This is a genomic window from Mycobacterium lehmannii (assembly GCF_001499925.1).
Classification (GTDB): domain Bacteria; phylum Actinomycetota; class Actinomycetes; order Mycobacteriales; family Mycobacteriaceae; genus Mycobacterium; species Mycobacterium lehmannii.
The window spans coordinates 1-19686 of record NZ_LQIR01000031.1 but is presented as its reverse complement, the minus strand read 5'-3'; the positions used below and the strand labels follow the sequence as shown (position 1 = coordinate 19686).

The following is a 19686-nucleotide window of genomic DNA, read 5'->3' as shown; positions in this document are numbered from 1 at the left end:
AGCCTAGCCTTACCTGATCCGACGTAGTACCGTCGCGTGCCGTGAACCCGTCTACTCCAGAAGCCGTCAGCGTCGCGCTGGCCGAGATCCTGCGCGACGACATGAACGTCGACGTCCGACGAGTCACCCGCGACTCCCGCCTGATCGACGACGTCGGCCTCGACTCGGTCGCGTTCGCGGTGGGGATGGTGGCCATCGAGGACCGGCTGGGCGTGGCGCTGAGCGAAGAAGACCTGCTCAGCTGCGACACGGTCGGCGATCTGGAAGCGGCCATCCTGGCCAAATCGACTGCCGCATCCACGAACTCGTGACCGAGCTCGCCGCAGCCCTGTCGGCGGCGATGTCGGGGGCCTCGACGACGTTGTCCGTCCTCGACACGGAAGCCGGCACGTGGGCACACCATCCGTGGCAGGAGGTCCACGCGCGTGCCGAGAACGTGGCCGAGCGAATCGCCGACGACGAAGCGAAAGCCGTCGGCCTGGTCGGCGAACCCACCGTCGAATTCGTCGCGGCCATTCCGGGCGCGTTCTTCGCCGGCGCCGGGTTGTCGATCCTGCCCGGACCCATCCGGCGCGCCGATCCCGAACAGTGGGCTCAGACCACGCTGGACCGGTTCGCCTCCATCGGCGTGACGTCGGTGTTCAGCCACGGTGACGAACTGGCGCTGTTGAGCAAGCACGCGGACACGATCGCCGTTCACGACCTCCTCGCGGTCGGCCACCCGCGCCGCTCCACATCCTTCCGTGGCCCCGGCACCGCAGACGTCGCGATCCTGCAGGGGACCGCGGGGTCGACGGGAAGCCCTCGCACGGCACAGATTTCGCCCGCTGCGTCGTTGGCCAACCTGCGCGGGCTGATCGAGAGGGTCAACGTCAACGACCGGTCCCGACTGCACAGTTGGTTGCCGATCTACCACGACATGGGGTTGGCCTTCCTGCTGACCGCGACGCTCGGCCAGGCCGACCTGTGGCAGGCCCCCACGTCGGCATTCGCCGCTTCCCCGTTCAACTGGCTTCAGTGGCTGATGGAAAGCAAAGCGACGATGACCGCGGCGCCGAACATGGCCTTCAATCTGATCGGCAAGTACGCGGGGCTCGTCAAGGACCTCGACCTCAGTCACCTCGGTTTCACGCTCAACGGCGGAGAACCGGTGGACTGCGCCGGCTATCAACGCTTCGCCGACGAGATGGCGCGCTTCGGGTTCAACCCCAATTCCCTCGCCCCGTCCTATGGGCTGGCCGAATCCACCTGTGCGGTCAGCGTTCCCCAGCCGTTCACCGGCCTTCGCGTCGACGACGTACAGGTGGTCAGCGACGGCAACGAGACCACGCGCCGTTTCGCGATCCTCGGACATGCGATCCCGGGCATGGAGATCCGCATCAACACCGACGCCGACCACACCACCGAGGTGACCGGTCGCGAGGTCGGTGAGGTCGAGGTCCGCGGCACGTCGCTGATGACCGGATACGTCGGCCAGGCCCCGATCGACCGGAACGCGTGGCTGCCCACCGGAGATCTGGGCTATCTCACCGACGAGGGACTTGTCGTCTGCGGCCGGGCCAAGGAGCTCATCACGGTGGCCGGTCGCAACGTGTTCCCCAATGAGATCGAGCGCATCGCCGCCGAGATCGACGGTGTCCGTGACGGTTGCGTAGTGGCCGTCGGAACCGGCGAGTCCTCGGCGCGGCCCGGGTTGGTGATCGCCGCGGAGTTCAAGGGCGACGACGAGCCCGGCGCCCGCAGCCAGATCGTGGCCCGTGTCGCGTCGCACTGCGGCGTGGTGCCCGCCGACGTGGTGTTCCTCAAACCCGGTGCGCTGCCCCGCACCTCGTCGGGCAAGCTTCGCCGGCTCGAAGTCAAGCGCACGTTGGAGGGAGCAAGCCGATGACGGCCACCGCCGACGCACCGGACGCACCGACGCTCGAGGACTACCGCGACCTGCTCGAGCGGGTCTTCGACGATCGCGTCACCGCGTGGACGGCGGAAGCCGAAGAGACGGAACGGTTCCCGCGCAAACTCATCGAGTACCTCGGCGAGACCGGGGTGTTCGCCGCCAAGTGGCCGCCGGGACAACAGCATCCCGACGTCGCGAAGGTCATCGAGCTCGCCCGCAAGCTGGGTTGGCTGGGCTCGGCGGGTATCGGGGTCGGTGTGGGACTGCACGACTCGGCGATCGCGATCCTGCGCCGCTTCGGCAAGTCGGATTATCTGAAGGAGATCGCCGAGCAGGCGATCCGCGGTGAAGCCGTGCTGTGCATCGGCGCCTCCGAGCAGTCGGGCGGATCCGACCTGCAGATCGTCGGCACCGAAGTGCGTTCTGTCCGCGACGGTTTCGAGGTCACAGGCATCAAGAAGTTCGTCTCGCTGTCCCCGATCGCCGACCACGTCATGTGCGTGGCCCGCAATGTCGACCATGATCCGGGTAGCAAGCACGGCAGCGTCGTGGTGATAGCGGTGCCGCTGGCCCAGTGCGAGATTCAGACGCCTTACCGCAAGGTCGGCGCCGGACCTCTCGACACGGCCGCCGTGCACATCGACACCTGGGTGCCCGCCGACGCTCTGGTCGCCCGCGCCGGCATCGGTCTGGCCGCCATCTCCTGGGGACTGGCTCAGGAGCGGATGTCGGTGGCGGGGCTGGTGTCGACGTCGGTGCAGCGGGTCATCGGAATCACGCAGGCGCGCATGATGGTTCGCAAGCAGTTCGGCAACAGCCTGTGGGAACATCAGGCGCTGCGGCTGCGGATGGCCGACCTGCAGGCTCGCGTCGACATGCTGCGCTATGCGCTCGACGGGATCGCCGCGACCGGAAAGCTCGACCTTCGCACCGCCGCCGCGATGAAGGTCAACGCCGCCCGCCTCGGCGAAGAGGTGATGAACGAGTGCATGCACCTCTTCGGCGGGTCCGGCTATCTCGTCGAGGAGACTCCGCTCGGAAGATGGTGGCGGGACATGAAACTCGCCCGGGTCGGCGGAGGCACCGATGAGGTGCTGTGGGAGCTGGTCGCCGCCGGGATGAAGCCCGACCACGACGGCTACGCCGAGTTCAACCAGCTGCCCTGACGGGGCCGGACCCGTTCACCGCCCGCTACGCGCGCGGCAGAGCGTACAGCGCCATGCGCCGGTTCGACATGTCGTGCTCCCCGAGAAACTCGCAGCCGGCGTGTTCGCAGACATCGCGTGCGCCCTTGTTCCGGTGGTCGGGATCGAACATGATGCGGCGGCACTGCGGGTCGAGCTCGAAGACGTTAGCGGTCAACCGCGGCAACAGGATCGGCGCGATACCGCGGTTGACGAAGCGCATCTCCGCGATCGCCGCGTGCATCCCGATGTCGTGGGGTTCGGCGTCATACCGCGGGGCGATCGAATCCTTGGCGGCCCGGTACAACTCGACGTAGACGAACGGCTGCCCCCGGAACGAGCCGACGAACGGCCTGGAGTACTCGCCTGCCAACTGTGCGCTCAGATACCGGTGCCACCGCTCGGGCGGCCAGTCGTACTCCCACGCCTCGACAAGGTGCGGGCGGTTCATCCACTCCGAGATCATCTCCGCATCCGCGTCCGGATCGGCCAGCCGGACGAAGTACGGCTCGGCGAGCACCGGCGTGGGCGGTGCCGCGACCTCACGTACCGCATCGGAGATGTCGGTCAGCTCCCGCGGAAGGACGGGCGTGGGTGCATCGTCGATCTCGGTCATCGCCCGCCGAGCCTACCCGAACGACTAAGGCAAGACTTACCTTCCCCGCCTGGACTTCTGCCGCTCAGTCGAAGAGGTCGTCGAGGGCCCGCTGTTCGAGTTCGGTCCACCGGTGCACATTGTCCCGGACCTCGGCGACGGCCTCCTCGTCGAGGTGCCGGGCTCCTTCCGGCGTGATCCGGCAGAGGTCCATGGGCCCACCGACGCTCGGGGACGACGCGTCCAGCGCGTCGAGCACCCGCAGCGCGGCGACCAGGCCGTAGTCGACGCTGCGTTCGCCCATCTCGAAGTGCGCCAGAAGCGCATGGGCCTGCTGGGCCATCGGCGATCCGCTGCCCACCGCATGAAAACCGATCTCCTCGTAGCGGCCGATCAACCCGTGTGGATCGACGTCGACGATGAACGGATCCCCGTTCGCGTAGCCCGCGGCGAGGACGTAGGTGGCCGGGGTTGCGCCGGGCTTACCCGCAGGCACGTCTTCGATGAAGTTCGCGTAGTGGTGCTTGAGCACCGGCAGGACTCGACCTTGCAGGGCATGGCCGATGTCGGGCGCTTCCACGATCGCGTCCGGTTCGTTGTCGAAGATCTGCTCGAGGTCGTAAAGCACCGCACGAGACCCGCTACCGCCCCACGCGGCGCGTTTTCCGAGCGGGTGCAGCTTCTGAGCCGGATAGCTCAGACCGCGTTCGGGGTCGGTGATCTGCGAGTCGGAGGCCATCGCGATCCCGTCAGCGCAGCGGATGGCGAGTACGACGGTCATCGCGGCAGTTTCGACGGCATATGCCGATCGTCTCACGCCGCCCGGGTCAGTAGGTCGCGCAGGACGGCCGCATGGCTTCCGTCGACGTCGCGGGTTGCGGTCGTGAGCACCACCGGACCTTCGGCCGCCAGGCCGCGCAGTTCGTCGAGCGCCTGCGCAGCCTCCTCGGTTTCCAGTTCGGCCGTGTAGCGGGCGACGAACTCGTCGAACCGTTCCTGCCGGTGCGCATACCAGCGCCGTAGCTCGGTCGACGGCGCCACCGCCCGCAGCCACCGGCCAACCCGCGGATCGTCCTTGCGAATTCCTCGCGGCCACAGCCGGTCCACCAGAACCCGGGTGCCGTCGTGGTCGCCCGGCGGGTCATAGACCCGTGCAACCTCGACGCTTGGCCGGCCACCCATGCGGTGAGATGGTAGGGGCATGGCGGTGGACCGAGTGGCGGATCTGCAGCGATGGCAGGACTCCGGCGCCATCTGGGAAGTGCGGATGCGACGCGAAGGCAGTGTGACCGTCGCGCTGCTGCGCTGCGACGGCGGCGAGGAGGTCGACGTGTTCACCTCCGAGGACCCGCGGCTGCTCGCGTTCATCGGCGAGCGTCGAAGCAGTGAAGACTGACGTCATCGACGCTGTGCGCGGACCAGGTCGGCGAACGCGGCGGCCGCGGCGTCCACGCCGTCGAGATCCTCGGTAGCGACGAGGTCCAGCAGCAGGCCGCGGGCCACTGCGAGGCCGAGCCGCATCATCGCCGGGTCAGCCGTGCCACTCGGATTTCGCGACAGCCAGTCCTCGACCGCGGCAGGCAGCATCCGCGCGAACGGTTGCTCGCCCTGCACTCCCCGCGCGTAGCACTCGAAGAACAGCCGCTCGAACGGGCGGAGATCGGGCCTTCGTAGATTGGCCCACATCGCCGCGATGGCCTCGGCGGGATCGACCGGCAAGTCGTGGGCCAGCGCCATCTGGCGTCGCTCGACCTCGCCGACGATCGCCAACAGCAGTTCGTCACGCGACCCGAAGTGGTGCAGCAGCATGCGATGACTGGTGCCGACCGCGGCGGCGAGATCACGAAGCGGCCGGTCGCCGATGCCGTTGCGCGCGACCTCCGCGACGAGCCCGTCGAGCAGTTCCTGCCGACGCCGGGCGTCAGGCGGACGGGCCATCAAGCCGGTGCAGTTGCTCGCAGCGCGCCTTCAAACCCTCGGCCTCGAGGTCGAGGTAGCGCTTCGTCATCGGCCGCATCAGCGACCCGACCAGCGCTCCGACCGGACCTCGTTGTTCGAGCCGTTGATGGATACGCGTACACGCCCGCGAGTCGGCACTGACGGGGCTGACGTGGTGGCGGGCCACCGTGAGCCCGCCCGGCGAGCGCTGCACCCATGTCCACGAGACACCGGGCGTCACCTCGGTGACTTCCCAGACCAACTTCGGCATCCGTGGTTGCTTGATCTCGAACCTGTTGCCCACGGACAACTCCCGGCTGTCCAACGCCACAAGTCGGGTCACCGAGGCGGTCCACTCCGGCCAGCGCTCGACATCGCTGAACACGTCCCATACGACGGCGGCTGGTGCGTCGATCTCGGCGCCACACTCGGTAATCATGTACCAAATGGTACATCCACTGCGTCACCGCGGGAAGTGCCTATCCGCGCGTGCGGCAAGATTGCCTGGACATGACCCTCAGCGACCGCCCCGCGACCCGTCGGTGGCACATCCTCCGACTCGTGCTGTTCGCGGCGTTCCTGCTCGGGCTGTTCTACCTGGTCGCCGTTTCCGGCGCGGTCGACGTCGACCATGTCCGCCGCACAGTGGCCTCCACGGGCGCCATCGCACCGCTGGTCTACGTCGTGGTGTCGGGGCTGCTGGGCGCAGTGTTCGTGCCCGGGCCGATCCTCGCCGCCGCCAGCGGGGTGCTGTTCGGCCCGGTTGTGGGCACGTTCACCACCCTCGGCGCGACGGTCACCACCGCGTGCGTCACCAGCCTGATCGGCAGGCGGGCCGGACGCGACAGCGCGCGCGCACTCCTCGGCGAGGAGCGAGCAAGGAGGCTCGACGATCTCATCGCGCGGGGCGGGTTGTGGGCCGTCGTCGGCCAGCGCTTCGTTCCGGGCATCTCCGACGCGCTCGCGTCCTACGCCTTCGGCGCGTTCGGAGTTCCGTTGTGGCAGATGGCCGTCGGCGCGTTCATCGGGTCCGTCCCACGCGCATTCGTGTACACGGCGCTGGGGGCGTCGATCGCGGATCTGTCGTCACCGCTGGCGTTCACGGCGATCGCGGTGTGGTGCGTCACCGCCATCGCCGGTGCGTTCGCCGCACACCGGGGCGTGCGGAGTTGGCGCAGACGCGATCGGCGCAGCGACGACGAACCGGCACCCGAAGCGGAGGACTCCTAGTCCGGAAGCGTCGCGCTGCCGGGCGGCGGGGAAAGCTGCCAGGTGTCGCAGGCCATCGCGAGCATCGCGTAGGTGCCGACGACGAAGATCAACTCCATCGCCTGGTGGGTACCCAGTTCGTCGACGAGACCCCGCCACCTGTCGGGGGTAGCGCGGCCGCGGGCGAGCAACTCGTCGGTCGTCTCGAGCACCAGCCGGTCCACTCCGTCGAACTCGGCGTTACCGCGGGCGATCCGGGCGATCTCGTCATCCGACAAGCCACCCGCCTTGGCGATCTTGACGTGCTCGCCCCAGAAGAACGACGAGCGCCGCGCATGGGCGAGCCGCAGCACGGCCAGCTCGCGCAATCGCAGCGGCAGCTCGCCGCGCTGAAGCAGAAACGCGTTGTAACCCAGGAACTTACGCGCCATCTTCGGGTGCCGGGCCAGCACGCCGATGATGTCGAAGTTGAGCGGATCCCTGGGCTCTCCCGAGCCGGCCCGTGGAACGTCGTCGCCTGGAACGCCCATCAGTGCGCCGACGGCGGCATACTCGTCGTCGCCCCATTCCTCGGCGGTCAGCGGCGTCAACAGCGGATGGCCGATCGCGTCTTGCGTCATGTCACCTCTCGTCGTCTTGGCGGTGCAACTCCGCGAGTGCGTGAATCTGCTCGAGGTAGTGCCCGAGCGACCGGTGGACGAACCGCGCGGACACGGTCGTGGTGCCCGCATCCACCATCTCGCGCAGCGTCTTTCGAGTCCCATCGGGGTCGTCGACCGGGTCGAGCGGGCGGTCGGCGGCCAGCACGACCTCGAAGCCGGGCGGTATCTCGCGCGCCTTGAGCCACTCCCTTGCGGTCGCGACCGAGATGCCGAACGGCGCCCAGCCCTCTGCGAGCGTGAGTGCCCGCCGCAGCGACCGTTTGGTCCGGCCGCCCACCCAGATCGGCAGGTGGGGTTGCAGTGCGCATGGGTCGACGATGAGCCCGCCGAACGAGTAATACTCCCCGTCGTAGGAGGGCTCGTTGCTCGCCAGGGCGGCGCGCAAGGCACGCAGCGCGTCGTCGGCGCGGGGACCGCGATCCTCGAACGGCGCGCCGAGGAGTTCGAACTCCTCCTTGAGTGAGCCCACGCCGACTCCGAGGATGAGACGGCCGTGGCTGACGTGATCCAGTGTGCCGTAACGCTTCACAATGGCCAGCGGATGATGGTATCCAAGCACTAACGTCATCGTGGCGAGCCGGATCCGTTCAGTGCGGGCGGCTACGAAACCGAGAGTCGCCAGCGGATCCCAATACCTGGCACCGCGCCGCCCGGCCTCCGATGCCGGGATGCCGATGTGCTCGCTGCAGGTGAGGTGGTGGTAACCGAGCCTGTCGGCCGCTTCGGCGACGCGGCCGATGTCCCCTACTCCTGCGTCGCGCTCCCACGTCAACGCCGCCCCGGCGACGTTGGTGACGACCGGTGTCGCGATGCCCAGCTTCAATTCAGTGGCTCTTCGCCCGCCAGGATGGTCCGGTGCATCAGGCGACCGCTGTCGGCGGCGTAGGGCAGGGCGCGGTGCATGGTGCCGGTGTTGTCCCAGATCAACAGATCGCCGACTTCCCACTCGTGGCGATAGACGTATCGCGGTTGGGTGGCCCAATCACGAAGCCGGGCAAGAAGAGCGCGGCTCTGTTCGATGGAGATGCCGACCACGTAGTCGGCTGTCGCGCCGAGCAGCAGCGACTTGCGACCGGACTGGTGCGTCCACACGATGGGGCACGCCTTGGTCGGGGACTTCTGCCAGAACGCGATCTCGTCGTAGCTCATCTCGGGTGTGACATAGTACTGAGATCGCTCGGCGCTGTGCACGACCCGAAGATCGGCGATCAGATCCTTGTCGGATTGCGGTAAATCGTCGTATGCAGCGTAGGTGTTGCAGAACTCTGTATCGCCCCCGGTATCAGACAGTTTCATGGCTCTGAGCAACGTCGCCAAATTCGGATAGGGCTGCAGGGAGCCGTCGAAGTGCCAGAACAGCGAGCCCTTCAAGTATTTCGCGCGTTGGTTGACGTTCTCGTCGAGCGAGATCTTGTAGATCCCCTCCTCGCCCTCGTTGGCCACCACGGTGCCCAACGTTGCGGCGATCGCGACCTGTTGCTCGTCGCTGATGTGCAACCCGCGGAAGAACACCACGCCGCGTTGTTCCAGTGTGTCCCTGATCTTCTCGGCGGCGCGACCGCTCAGCAGGGTGTCAAGGTCGGTTCTGATCTCGCTGCCGATCCTCGGGGTAAGGTCGACGACGTCCAGTTGTGCGGAGGTCAGGCTCACTCAGCTCACCCTCGTCAGTATCGTGTTGGCCGAATGTTTGACTCGCGGTTGGTTCCACAGCTCGACCGCGAGTGAGACCGTGATCAGCGAGTAGAGCAGGTTGCGCAGGTTGGCGACGTCTTCAGGCAGCGGCTCGGCGTAGTCGAACTTGTCGACGTAGGCAAGAGCTTCCTCGGCGTAGGGGAAGATCTCGTCGTAGAAGGCCCGGATCTGTTCCATGGAACTGCTGACCCGCTTGACGTAGCGCGCGTGGCCGTCCTCGATGGCCCATTCGGGCACGAGGTGTTCGAGGTGCGAGAACCCCGGCGGCAGAGTCGTGTTCATCGCATCGCCTTCTGCTCTTCGCCGGCCTCGACGTAATCGCCAACGACCTTGTGGAAGTGGCGAAGCAGGATCTCCTCGTCGTTCATCGTGAAATGGGTGAGCGCGCCGCTGTTCAGCATGGCCTGCAGACCCTCCGACGGGCTGGCGTCCTCGAGGATGATGTCGTTGAGGAACGTGACCGTCAGCTCCTGGCCCAGCCGCTCCCTGTGCGTTCTCGGCGGCTGGTAATAGGCCTCGGTTTCGAAGATGTGCGAGTGCGGTCCGGTGGGCCAGTGCGTATGGACGGTGAATCCGGACGCACCGAAGATCAGCACGAAGTTCGGGAAGAACTGGAACGAGTCGAAGCCGTACTTCTCCGATCGTGTGGGGTTGATACCGGCAGGCATCGGCCCGCGGTCGGCTTTCTTGTTCCACGGCCCGGCCGCGCTGGCCTCGAAGACACACTCGATCGGCTTGGAGTACGGCGTCTTGCGGGATGGTTCACCGGAGAACGAGAACATCCGGTGCGGGCCTTTGAGTCGGTAGGCCAAAGCGTCGGTGAACGGATTCGGTTGGTCGAACGCGTCGCGGGCCTCCGCGGTGAGCGCGCCGAACGAGGACGCGTGAAGGTAGGGCCCGTGATAGCTCTCGGCGAACCCGTCGAGGAAAATCTTCCAGTTGCACTGCAGTTCGGCCTTGAGCTTGTAGACCTGATGCGGGCCGGCGAACGGGTACCCCTCGATCTCATGCGCCAGCTCGCCCAGGAAATCGCGGACCGTTTCGGTGTTGTGCGGGTTGAGGTTAATGAAGATGAAGCCCTCCCACACCTCGCACTGGATGGCGGGCACCCGGCAGCTGTCCGCGTCGAAGTCGAGCAGCAGATCCTTGCGGGTGGCCGCGTGCAGTGAGCCGTCGAGCTTGTAGCGCCATCCGTGGAAGCGGCAGTACAACAGCGGTGCGCGACCTTCGACCTCCTGGAACGGGTCGTCCTCCCACAGCATCTTGTTGCCCCGGTGCGGGCAGATGTTGTGAAACGCCCGGACCACACCGTCCTTGCCCCGCACGACGATCACCGAGGTGTTGAGGAACGTCAGCTCGCGGGTGAAGTAGCTGCCCGACTTGGGCACACGCTCGATACGACCCATGTAGAGCCACGTCTTCTTGAAGACGTGCTCGCGTTCCTTTTCGTAGAACTCCTCGGAAACGCAGTCCTGAAGCGACACCGGACCACGACCCAGCTCGGGGTAGGCGTCGGTCCAGTGTCCGCTCGCGGGTTTGGTCACCAGGCTGTCGTGACTCAACGGTCTCTCCTGCGTCGGGCTGAAGACGGTAGGGGTGAAGGTACCGCCGCCGATATGGCCGAAACAGTCCCGCGAGCGCAACACCCTGTTGCATATTTGGAACACCGCAGATGGAAAGAACGATACAGCCATGGAACAGAACCTGCCCTTCGACGTCGACGCCCTGCTGATCTTCGGCAAAGTGGTGGAGAACCGAAGCCTGTCGAAGGCGGCCGCACTGTTGGGAATGCCGAAGTCGACCGTCAGCCGCAAGCTGACCAGGCTGGAGTCCGACCTGGGCATCAAGCTGATGCGCAAGAACACCCACCAGCTCACCGTCACCGATCTCGGCGAGCAGGTGTACGCCCACGCGGCCAACATCCTGACCGAGGCCAACGGTGTCCGCGCGCTCGTCGAGGGCAGCAGACAGGAGCCGCAGGGCGAACTGCGGGTGGCGATCCCGGTCTTCGTCGGCATCGACTACGCCTCCCGCGTCGGTGCGGCGTTCCTGCAGCACTATCCGAATTCGCAGCTGGACATCCGCCTGGTCGACCGGGTCGTCGACCCGGTCCGTGACGGATTCGACGTGGTGTTCAGCACCGGACCGCTACAGGACTCCACGCTGATCGCGCGCAAGGTCTTCGACCTCGAGCTGTTCTTGTGCGCATCACCGGATTTCCTTGCCGGACTGCCCGAACCGGTCCGCGACCCCGCCCAGTTGAACACGCTTCCGTTCATCGACTTCGGCTTCGGCGGACCTCGCAAGCTGATGGTCACCGGGAAGGCCGGCCTGCGCGAGCTGACACCACCAGTCCGGGCGCGCGCCAACAACTTTCAGGTGTGTAAGCAGTACATCATGCAAGGCCTCGGGGTCGGTGCGATGCCCACCCAGATCATCTGCACCAACGAGCTGCGCGAGGGCACCCTCGTCCCGGTGTTACCCGAGTGGCGCCTCGAGTCGCTCGACGTGCACATGATCTATCCGTTCGAGTTGTCCTTCTCCACCCTCATCAGCGCGTTCTACGAGACGGCATGCGAGATCATCGTCGAGAACACCGCGCGCCAGTAAACGCGATCGTCGCCGGTGCGCCGCGGGTCACACTTCGCCGCCCGCGACGGGTCTCGAGCGGCACCAGATCCAGCGGTTAGCGTTTACGCCGGTCGCAGCCGGGTAGCCCCGCACCCAACTGGGTTGGGAGTAGGCATGCTGATGGTCGCCGGCGCCACGGAAACGGGCGTGAATCGTGGCAGTGAAGCCGTGCTGGCTCGCTCGGCGATCATGCGGGGGCTGGCGCCCGCGGACAAGCCGGCTGTAATCGACCGATTCGACTACGCCCGGTTCGGGCAGGGTGAGTGCATATACCCCGAAGGCCAACCCGATCACCGCCTCTACGTCGTCATCGACGGCAAGGTCAAGATCGGCTGGCGGTCGGCGGAGTTCCCCGAGAAACTGCTCTCCGTCCTGGGCCCCTCGGAGATCTTCGGCGCCGAGTCGATGTTCGATTGCGGACCTCGCACCGGTTCGGCCACGGCGCTCACGGCGGTGCTCGTCGCTGTCATCGACCGTGATGCGTTGCACGACTGCCTCGATGGCAACCCCCACATCACCGAGCAGCTGATGCGCCTTCTGGCGCGAAACCTACGACGCGCCGAAGACCTGATCACCGACCTCAACTTCACCGACGTTCCCGGCCGGATCGCCAAGCAACTCCTTCACCTCGCGCAGCGATTCGGTGTCCGACAGGACCGGCAATTGCGCCTCGACCACGGTCTCACTCAAGCGGAGATAGCCCAATTGGTCGGCGCATCAAGGGAATCGGTCAACAAGGCGTTGTCGGAATTCGTCCAGCGTGGCTGGATCACCGTCTGCGGTAAGAGCCTGGTGATTCACCAGACCGAACTCCTCGCCCGCCGGGCACACTGACGCGCGAGCAAACTCTTTCGCGGCCGCGGGCGTTGTAACGACCATCTGTGGGTAACCACAAAGGCATGGACCCCGACACGTTGGTGGCGATGGCAGGATTGACGGCGCTGGGCGCCGCGGTGTTCACAGGCGCGATTTGGGACAGCCCGCTCGTCTCTGCACCCGCGCGGCTCGGCAGGCAGCAGCGCACCTATGGTAAGCACGCCATGCCCGTCAGCACACCCAGAAAAGCGCGAGAGTTCGCCGGTTGACCACGGGAGCGCCCATCGACGGCTACGCTGGACGAAGGTGCCCGATAGGCGAGGTTTCGACGAACCGTTTGGAAGGGTAAACCGCAGCAGCCACAGGTTCAGATCCGAGCCGTGTGATCCATACGGCAGGGTCGGGAGTTAGGAGCCTGTGTGGTGTCAGAGGCGATTTCTGAGTACGCAGACGTGACGGAGATGTTCCGCCGCCTCAAAGCGCTCGACGAAGGATCACTTCCCTACCGGCGCCAGCGCGAGGCGATCGTCGACCGGACGTTGCCACTGGCCGACCATGTCGCGCGTCGCTACCGCAACCGCGGTGAGCCGATCGACGACCTGGTGCAGGCGGCGCGGGTCGGCCTGGTCAACGCGGTCAACCGCTTCGACCCCGACAACGGCGCCGACTTCCTGTCCTTCGCGATCCCGACCATCATGGGCGAGGTACGCCGCCACTTCCGCGACTACGGCTGGGCGGTCAAGGTTCCGCGCAGGCTCAAGGACCTCCAGGGGCAGTTGGTGAAGGCCCGCGCGGAGTTGTCGCAGCAAATCGGGCGCGCGCCGACGCCGTCCGAAGTCGCAGCCCACCTCGGCATCGAACGTGAAGCAGTGATGGAAGCGACGATCGCCAGTAGCAACTACTCCACGCTGTCGACGGATGTCCAGGCCTCGGCCGACGACGAGTTCCGCTCGGTCGGTGACACCCTCGGCGACATCGACCCCAACATCGACAAGGTGGTCGATCTCGAGACCGTACGGCCGTTGATCGCTGCGCTACCCGAGCGAGAAAGGACCGTGTTGGTGCTGCGCTTCTTCGAGAGCATGACGCAAACCCAGATCGCCGAACGGATGGGCTATTCGCAGATGCATGTGTCGCGCCTGCTCGCACAGGCCCTTCGCAGGCTCCGCGAGCAGGTCCGTGAACCCGGCACCGACGGTGTGGAGGTCGAGGGAACCGCGCAGCGTCGGCGACGCCGGTCTCCTGTCGCGACGGCGCCTCACCTCAAGCGGGGCGCCTGAGACGGATCAGCGCGGCGCGAAGACGGGTACGACTACGGTCTCGCCGTTGAGATCCTGACGTTCGAAGCGCACCGCGACCGGAAGACCGACGTGCACCGAATCAGGTTCGCAGTCCACGATATTGGCTGCGATGCGCAGGCCAGGTTGTTCGTCGAGTTCGACGATCGCAATGACGTAGGGCAGCGGGACAGCCGGATTGAACGGCTGGTGGTTGACGGTGTAGGTGAACACCGTGCCGAGCCCCGATACCGGTCGAGCGGTGACTCGTCCTCCGCAGTCGGGACAGTCCGCGGTCGGCGGAGACACCCACAATTGGCAACGCTCACAACGGGTGATCAGCAGTTGCCCATCTCGTCCCCCGGTCCAGAAGGCGCGATTGTGCTTGTCGAGAGCCGGCAGCATCCTGGCGGCGTTGGCAGGTGACACGTCGTCGGACACGTCTAGGAAAGTACAGTCTGCAGCGGGCGGTATCACAGAGATCTCCCGTGACGGGGCGTTTTCAGGAGCACGAGGGCGAGGCGGTGGCCGGTTGAGCACGTTCGAGAAGGACGCCATCATCAGCGGGCTCGGCATCTCCCGTATAGGGCGTCGCACCGGGATCCCCGGGATCGATCTGACGATGGAGGCGGTGCGCGCCGCCGTCGCCGATGCCGGCCTCACGCCCGATGACATCGACGGCATAGTCACGTTCGGGGATACGCCGCTGCCCGAAGTCATTGGGGCGCTGGGCGGTCCGGCTGTCGACCAGGGCTACGGTTTCCCGACCGGCGGCGTGCTGACCCCGGCGATGTCGGCGATGGTGGCGGTCTCCGAGCGGCGCGCGCGGCACGTGGTGGTGTATCGGACCGTGCAGATGCTCGGCGGAACGATGACGCAGACACCGCCCAGCTCCGAGCCGAACCCGCTGGCGAACCCACCCGTCGAACCCCGCGCCCTCGGGTCCAGTCGCAAGCTCGGACCGTTCGGCGACATCGACGAACTACTGGCCGCGCACGCCTACTCTGCGGCCAACTGGCTGGCCATGCACTGCCGTCGGCATATGGAGCTGTACGGAACCACCAAGGAACAACTGGGCTGGCTGGCGATCAACAGCAGACGCAATGCCGGGCTGAATCCCCTTGCCGCGTACCGTGACCCGATGACCATGGCGAACTACCTGGCTGCCCGGCCGGTGTCCACACCGTTCGGGCTGTATGACTGCGACGTGCCCATCGATGGCTCGATTGCGTTCGTGATCTCTCACGCCGAGTACGCGCGAGACTGCCCACAACCACCGGTGGCGGTGGAAGCCGTTGGCGGCGCGTATGGCTCGGGAGGCTGGTTTCACCGCGACGATTTTCCGAAGATGGCGTCGACCGACGCGGCCGCCGAGATGTGGTCGCGCACAGATCTGACACCCTCGGACGTCGATCTCGCCGAGCTCTACGACGGCTTCACTTTTCTGACGTTCGCATGGCTGGAGGCACTGGGTTTCTGCGCGGACGGCGAGGCGGGTTCGTTCGTCGAAGGTGCGACGCGCATCGCGCTCGACGGCGAACTGCCACTCAACACTTACGGAGGACAGTTGTCGGCGGGGCGGATGCACGGCTATTGGCTGCTACACGAGGCGTGTCTTCAGCTGCGCGGGCAGGCCGGTGACCGGCAGGTGTCGCGCCGGCCCGAAGTGGCTGTCGCCGCGGCAGGGGGCGGGCCGATCGCCGGCTGCCTGCTGTTGACCCGCTGAGGTCAGTCCTCGGCGCGTGGGGGCCGGCGCAGAGCGCCCCACAGCCCGACCCCGATGCCGATGACCGCCCCGCCGAGGCCGATGACCCGCTGAGAGCGTCTCATCTCGTGGTGCACGCTCGAGCCGCCCAGCAGGTCGGCCGCATCGGCGCCGCCCGAGGCCAGGAACCAGCCTCTTGTGTCGCGGCCCCGCAGTGCGGATGCCAGCAGCAGCCCGCCGATGAGCGCGTCGCGGTAACCCATTGAGCGCAGAAGCAACTGCGTCGTCGGCACCGGCTCGTCCGGATCACCCCACAGCCGGTTGGCCCGAAGCGGGTCGACCAGAAACGACACACCGGACGCGAAGCGGATGCTGCCGGCAACGAGCGCGGCGCGGTCGTAGGACATGGCCGCAGCCTAGGCCGCGGCGGTGTGCGACGAGCTCGTTTTGCGGCCGAGTGGTACTCAGCCGACCGCGAACAGCTCGAGCTGAATGTTGTCGGGGTCGCGAAACACCACGGTCGCAAACGGAAACGGCTCGTCGGCCGCACGGACACCGGAGTGTTCGATACCGAGTTCGTCGAGCCGTCGCGTCCACGCGTCCAATTCGTCTCGTGACGCCACGTTCAACGCCACGTGGTCCAAACCGGTTCGGGCTTCGTCGAATTGGTTTCCGTCGTTGCCGGTGTTGGTGTGCAGCCCGATTACGACGCCGGAGCGCGGATCGATCAGCAGTTCGCCGTAGCCGGTGTCCTCGCGTTCGTAGTGGGGGAATTTCATCGGCAACCGGTCCGCTCCTAGCAGCCGTTGATACCACGCCAGGCTGGCCTCGAGGTCGGTCACCGTGATGGAGATGTGGTGGATGCCGGTGATACCCGGGACGTCGTCGCTCATCGGATCTCCTGTTCGTTTCGCGCCGGCTCCAGTCGGCCGTCACACCACCGTAGGCAGAAGCGTCGGATCACCTGCCGTGAGTTGCGAAGAACTGCCCACTCGACTGGGAGGCGTCGAACGGAGCGAAGAAGCCGCCGGGCCAGACGTGGCCTCCGCCGTCGATCTGGACGAACACCACCTCGGTTCCGCCAGAACATCCGGCGGCGACGAACCGGTGGACGTTGCCCTGCACCTCCTCGACCGGTGCGGGGCAGCCGTCGATCTCACGCCAGCGCTGCGCCATCGCCGGTGCCGACACGATGTCGCTGGGCCCTCCGCGGCCCACCATCGGGCCGCCGGTGAACGGCACCACGGGATCGGCGGTTCCGTGCACCGCCAACACCGATACGGGCTGCGACGGCGCGCAGGGGAAACCTGACGCCAGCGTGCCGGCGACCGGTGCCGCGGCGGCGAAGACATCCGCGCGTTCGCACGCCAGCCGCGAGGCCATGAAGCCGCCCGCCGAGGTTCCGGTCACGAAGACGTGGCCGGCGTCGACGCCATACTCCTCGCGCAGCCGTTCGGCGAGTGCGACCAGGAACCCGACGTCGTCGACGCCCTGGCGGTCCGGTACTGAGGCGCCGCGGCCGTCGGCCCAGCTCATATCGACGCCGTCGGGATAGGCGACGACGAACCCGTACTGATCGGCGATCGCGTTGTAGTTGGTGGCTCCGGCCTGCGCCGGTCCGGTCATCCCTGCGCCGTGCAGGTTGAGCACCAGCCCGGCGGGGCGGTCGAGGCCGGGCGGGGCGTGCACCGTGTAGGTGCGGTTCAGCCCGCCGATCGTCAACGCGCCCGCCACATCGCCTCCGGGGAACGCCGAAGCCTGTCCCCCGCCGAAGCCGAACAGCAGACACAGCGCCGCCAGCACGACCGCCGTTCGTGTGAGGAGCGAGGCCGCGGGCCCCCCGCGATGAGCACCTCTCAGATGAGCCGATAGCCCCGCCATCGTTCGTCCCCCTTTCGAACAGTCACCCCGCGCGAACGTAAACCACCGTCGCTTGCTGTGTTCACCTTTTATCCCGGGTCGGCCGTATGCATGCGTTTGGCCGCAAAGTCGCCGGGTATCTCGTGCGGAACCTTTTCCGGATGCCTATCGAGGATCGGACAGGTTTGGTTACGTCACAGCTCACGTCGAGTCCCGCGGTCGCACGCCTTCATCAATGGCCCACGACGGTTGCGAAGTCGCTCACCGGAACGCTTCTGTTCATCGCGGACCGCGCCGCCGAGGAGGTCGGCGTCTCAGCCGGCGCCGACGTCACCCTGCTGACCACGAGTGGGCGCCGAATCACGTCGGTCGCCACCGATCCCGCCGCCGACCGGCTCAACGCGTTGTTCGACAGATATCACGAAAACCGCGGCGCAACAGCGTGGTTCATGCAGACGGCGGTACAGGCGACCGGCTCACCCGAGGCCGAGCGGTGGCCGGAGTGGATTGGGCAGGCGGCCGAGGTCGGAGCCAACAGCGTGCTGTTCGCGCCGCTGCGGACATGCTCGACCGCTACGCCTGCGATGCCGCCATCCTCATCGACGAAACCCAAAGCGCGTAAACGCAGTTCCTGCGGGGTGCCGTGCGCAAGCGCTGACGTCAGCGACGCGTCGCTGCCCGGGCCCCCAGATACAGCGCCGCGCCCACCGCGATCAGTATCGCGGCGAAGAGCCAGACCTTGGCCGTCTGCTGGGTCAGCAGCAGCACACAGGACGCCACTCCCAGCACCGGCACGGCCGTCCAGACCCGGAAATGCGGGTGATCGACCGGGTCGCGACGGAGCACCAGCACCGCGATGTTCGTCGAGATGAAGACGATCAACAGCAGCAGCACCACGGTCTCGGCGAGCGTCGACAGATCGCCCAGGAGGCTCAGCACCATGGCGACGACGGTGGTCGCGACGATCGCCGTCCACGGCGTGCGTCTCTTCGGCAACACGCGACCGAGCACGCTGGGCAGCAGGCCGTGTTCGGCCATGCCGTAGGTGAGCCTGCTGGCCATGATCATCGTCAGCAGCGCGCCGTTGGCGACGGCGACGAGCGCGATCGCGCTGAAAACCCAGTCGGGGACGCCGACGTCGGCCGCCGCGACCACGTCAAGCAACGGTCCCGAAGACTTCGCGAGGTCCGCGGCGGGCAGGGCGATCGCACTCGCCACACCGACCAGCGCGTAGAGCACACCCGCGGTGATGAGGGCGCCGAACAGCGCCGTGGGATAAACCTTGCTCGGATTGCGAATCTCCTCGGCCACGTTCGCCGATGTCTCGAAGCCGACGAACGAGTAGTACGCGACGATCGCTCCACTGAGAATCGCCAACGCCGGCGTGGCGCCCTCGGGAAACTCGGCGACGCGGCTGACATCGCCCCGCCCGCCGCCGACCATCATCGACACCGCGATGACGACGATCAGCAGACCGGTCAGCTCGATCACCGTCATCACAACGTTGCTCTTGACCGACTCGCTGATCCCCCGCGCGTTGAGGCATCCGATCAATGCCAGGAACACGATGGCCGCTGGTACGGCCGGAACATCGATGAACGTCGTGAGATAGTCGCCGGCGAAGGCGAGCGACAGACCGGCTGCGCTGGTCACCCCCGCGGCGAGCATGCAGAAGCCCACCAGGAATGAGATCACCGGTCGACCGAACGCCCGCTCCGCGAAGACCGCCGCACCGCCCGCCTTCGGATACTTGGTGACCAGTTCCGCGTACGAGCCGGCGGTGAGCAGTGCCAGCAGGAGCGCCAGCAGAAGCGGCGCCCACAGCGCACCGCCGACATCGCCGGCGAGAACGCCCATCAGCGCGTAGATCCCGGCGCCGAGCACGTCGCCGAGGATGAACAGGAACAGCAGCGGCCCGGTGATCTTGCGTTTGAGCTTGCCGTCCGTCGTCTCGTCGGGTTCGCCGGTGTGCGCTTCGGCCGGTGAGGTCATGCCGGTCTTGATACCCCACGCGACCGGTAAACATTCCGCACCGGTCGGCGCGGCTTGTGTGTGGAAACGTTCGCCCGGTGGCTGTTGCGATTTGTGGTTGGTTGCCGGTGGGCGGTGACAGGTTGGTGGTACAGGTTGGTGGTGTGGCCCCGGTTGAAGTACCCCAGGTTTTGTTCCTACTCGGTTGCGAGGGCCGGGGTTGGCTGGCTCGCAGGTTGTGAGGTGCCGGTG

At 66.7% G+C, this 19686-nt stretch carries 25 protein-coding genes; 10 read left to right on the top strand and 15 right to left on the bottom strand.

All coding sequences use genetic code 11. From position 1 onward, the window contains the following. Positions 1–41: 41 nt before the first annotated feature. From AU192_RS16565 to mbtN, 3 genes are read left to right on the top strand one after another with little or no spacing between them, the layout of a single operon-like run. Positions 42–311 (top strand): acyl carrier protein, encoded by a 270-nt coding sequence (locus AU192_RS16565; protein ID WP_082695038.1) that lies wholly within the window; start codon positions 42–44, stop codon positions 309–311. Between the two features lie 29 nt (positions 312–340). Next, positions 341–1888: a long-chain-fatty acid--ACP ligase MbtM gene (gene mbtM, locus AU192_RS16560; protein ID WP_064398096.1), complete on the top strand. Its 1548-nt coding sequence runs from the start codon at positions 341–343 to the stop codon at positions 1886–1888. Beyond that, complete coding sequence (gene mbtN / locus AU192_RS16555) at positions 1885–3060, top strand: mycobactin biosynthesis acyl-ACP dehydrogenase MbtN (RefSeq protein ID WP_064398070.1); 1176 nt, start codon at positions 1885–1887, stop codon at positions 3058–3060. The genes mbtM and mbtN overlap by 4 nt, the downstream gene beginning before the upstream one ends. A 25-nt stretch (positions 3061–3085) precedes the next feature. On the opposite strand, the gene AU192_RS16550 is transcribed toward mbtN, so the two are convergent. From AU192_RS16550 to AU192_RS16540, 3 genes are all read right to left on the bottom strand, one after another. After that, positions 3086–3694, bottom strand: a complete 609-nt coding sequence (locus AU192_RS16550) for a GNAT family N-acetyltransferase (RefSeq protein WP_064398069.1) — start codon at positions 3692–3694, stop codon at positions 3086–3088. Between the two features lie 64 nt (positions 3695–3758). After that, entirely contained in the window at positions 3759–4454 is a 696-nt protein-coding gene (locus tag AU192_RS16545; RefSeq protein WP_064398067.1) for a hypothetical protein, read from the bottom strand. 32 nt (positions 4455–4486) lie between these two features. Continuing rightward, positions 4487–4855 carry a DUF488 domain-containing protein gene (locus tag AU192_RS16540; RefSeq protein ID WP_064398064.1) on the bottom strand — a complete coding sequence of 123 codons (369 nt, stop codon included), beginning with the start codon at positions 4853–4855 and terminating at the stop codon, positions 4487–4489. Between the two features lie 19 nt (positions 4856–4874). Between AU192_RS16540 and AU192_RS16535 the strand changes: the two genes are divergently transcribed. Further along, positions 4875–5069 (top strand): hypothetical protein, encoded by a 195-nt coding sequence (locus AU192_RS16535; protein WP_064398062.1) that lies wholly within the window; start codon positions 4875–4877, stop codon positions 5067–5069. A 2-nt stretch (positions 5070–5071) separates the two neighbouring features. On the opposite strand, the gene AU192_RS16530 is transcribed toward AU192_RS16535, so the two are convergent. Continuing rightward, a complete protein-coding gene (locus AU192_RS16530) occupies positions 5072–5611 on the bottom strand; it encodes a TetR/AcrR family transcriptional regulator (RefSeq protein WP_064398060.1) in 540 nt (179 codons plus the stop codon). Next, positions 5595–6050 carry an SRPBCC family protein gene (locus tag AU192_RS16525; protein ID WP_064398058.1) on the bottom strand — a complete coding sequence of 152 codons (456 nt, stop codon included), beginning with the start codon at positions 6048–6050 and terminating at the stop codon, positions 5595–5597. Before AU192_RS16525 ends, AU192_RS16530 begins: the two co-directional genes overlap by 17 nt. 71 nt (positions 6051–6121) lie before the next feature. Here AU192_RS16525 and AU192_RS16520 point away from each other — a divergent pair, with 71 nt between their 5' ends. After that, the gene (locus AU192_RS16520) at positions 6122–6841 is read left to right on the top strand and encodes a TVP38/TMEM64 family protein (RefSeq protein WP_064398055.1); all 720 of its coding nucleotides are present in this window, start codon (positions 6122–6124) and stop codon (positions 6839–6841) included. Here AU192_RS16520 and AU192_RS16515 read toward each other — a convergent pair. Genes AU192_RS16515 through AU192_RS16495 form a run of 5 tightly spaced genes read right to left on the bottom strand, consistent with a single transcriptional unit; the run spans position 6838 to position 10736 of the window. Next, on the bottom strand, positions 6838–7440 hold the full coding sequence (locus AU192_RS16515) for a carboxymuconolactone decarboxylase family protein (RefSeq protein ID WP_064398053.1): 603 nt from the start codon (positions 7438–7440) through the stop codon (positions 6838–6840). The genes AU192_RS16520 and AU192_RS16515 overlap by 4 nt on opposite strands. A gap of 1 nt (position 7441) precedes the next feature. Next, on the bottom strand, positions 7442–8305 hold the full coding sequence (locus tag AU192_RS16510) for a TIGR03619 family F420-dependent LLM class oxidoreductase (protein ID WP_064398050.1): 864 nt from the start codon (positions 8303–8305) through the stop codon (positions 7442–7444). Beyond that, the gene (locus AU192_RS16505) at positions 8302–9132 is read right to left on the bottom strand and encodes a TauD/TfdA dioxygenase family protein (protein WP_064398048.1); all 831 of its coding nucleotides are present in this window, start codon (positions 9130–9132) and stop codon (positions 8302–8304) included. The genes AU192_RS16510 and AU192_RS16505 overlap by 4 nt, the downstream gene beginning before the upstream one ends. After that, entirely contained in the window at positions 9133–9456 is a 324-nt protein-coding gene (locus AU192_RS16500) for a hypothetical protein (protein WP_064398046.1), read from the bottom strand. It abuts the gene before it with no gap. After that, positions 9453–10736, bottom strand: a complete 1284-nt coding sequence (locus AU192_RS16495; protein WP_064398094.1) for an aromatic ring-hydroxylating oxygenase subunit alpha — start codon at positions 10734–10736, stop codon at positions 9453–9455. Before AU192_RS16495 ends, AU192_RS16500 begins: the two co-directional genes overlap by 4 nt. Before the next feature lie 130 nt (positions 10737–10866). Between AU192_RS16495 and AU192_RS16490 the strand changes: the two genes are divergently transcribed. The 4 genes from AU192_RS16490 to AU192_RS16475 all read left to right on the top strand — a co-directional run bounded on the left by AU192_RS16490 (position 10867) and on the right by AU192_RS16475 (position 13901). Then, entirely contained in the window at positions 10867–11784 is a 918-nt protein-coding gene (locus AU192_RS16490; protein ID WP_064398045.1) for a LysR family transcriptional regulator, read from the top strand. 141 nt (positions 11785–11925) lie between these two features. Continuing rightward, positions 11926–12639, top strand: a complete 714-nt coding sequence (locus AU192_RS16485; RefSeq protein WP_064398093.1) for a Crp/Fnr family transcriptional regulator — start codon at positions 11926–11928, stop codon at positions 12637–12639. 47 nt (positions 12640–12686) lie between these two features. Further along, entirely contained in the window at positions 12687–12890 is a 204-nt protein-coding gene (locus AU192_RS16480; RefSeq protein ID WP_133148040.1) for a hypothetical protein, read from the top strand. Between the two features lie 153 nt (positions 12891–13043). After that, entirely contained in the window at positions 13044–13901 is an 858-nt protein-coding gene (locus AU192_RS16475; protein WP_082695039.1) for a SigB/SigF/SigG family RNA polymerase sigma factor, read from the top strand. A 6-nt stretch (positions 13902–13907) separates the two neighbouring features. Here AU192_RS16475 and AU192_RS16470 read toward each other — a convergent pair whose 3' ends face one another. Next, positions 13908–14303 (bottom strand): Zn-ribbon domain-containing OB-fold protein, encoded by a 396-nt coding sequence (locus AU192_RS16470; protein WP_174522758.1) that lies wholly within the window; start codon positions 14301–14303, stop codon positions 13908–13910. Between the two features lie 127 nt (positions 14304–14430). Here AU192_RS16470 and AU192_RS16465 point away from each other — a divergent pair, with 127 nt between their 5' ends. After that, positions 14431–15624: a thiolase family protein gene (locus AU192_RS16465; protein WP_064398039.1), complete on the top strand. Its 1194-nt coding sequence runs from the start codon at positions 14431–14433 to the stop codon at positions 15622–15624. Positions 15625–15626: 2 nt separating this feature from the next. On the opposite strand, the gene AU192_RS16460 is transcribed toward AU192_RS16465, so the two are convergent. The 4 genes from AU192_RS16460 to AU192_RS16445 form a co-directional block, all read right to left on the bottom strand. After that, positions 15627–16010 (bottom strand): DUF4267 domain-containing protein, encoded by a 384-nt coding sequence (locus AU192_RS16460; RefSeq protein ID WP_064398037.1) that lies wholly within the window; start codon positions 16008–16010, stop codon positions 15627–15629. Positions 16011–16067: 57 nt separating this feature from the next. After that, entirely contained in the window at positions 16068–16496 is a 429-nt protein-coding gene (locus AU192_RS16455) for a VOC family protein (RefSeq protein WP_064398035.1), read from the bottom strand. Positions 16497–16563: 67 nt separating this feature from the next. Beyond that, the gene (locus AU192_RS16450) at positions 16564–17406 is read right to left on the bottom strand and encodes an extracellular catalytic domain type 1 short-chain-length polyhydroxyalkanoate depolymerase (RefSeq protein ID WP_242656962.1); all 843 of its coding nucleotides are present in this window, start codon (positions 17404–17406) and stop codon (positions 16564–16566) included. A gap of 717 nt (positions 17407–18123) precedes the next feature. Continuing rightward, positions 18124–19455 (bottom strand): APC family permease, encoded by a 1332-nt coding sequence (locus AU192_RS16445; RefSeq protein ID WP_064398033.1) that lies wholly within the window; start codon positions 19453–19455, stop codon positions 18124–18126. Between the last annotated feature and the right edge of the window lie 231 nt (positions 19456–19686).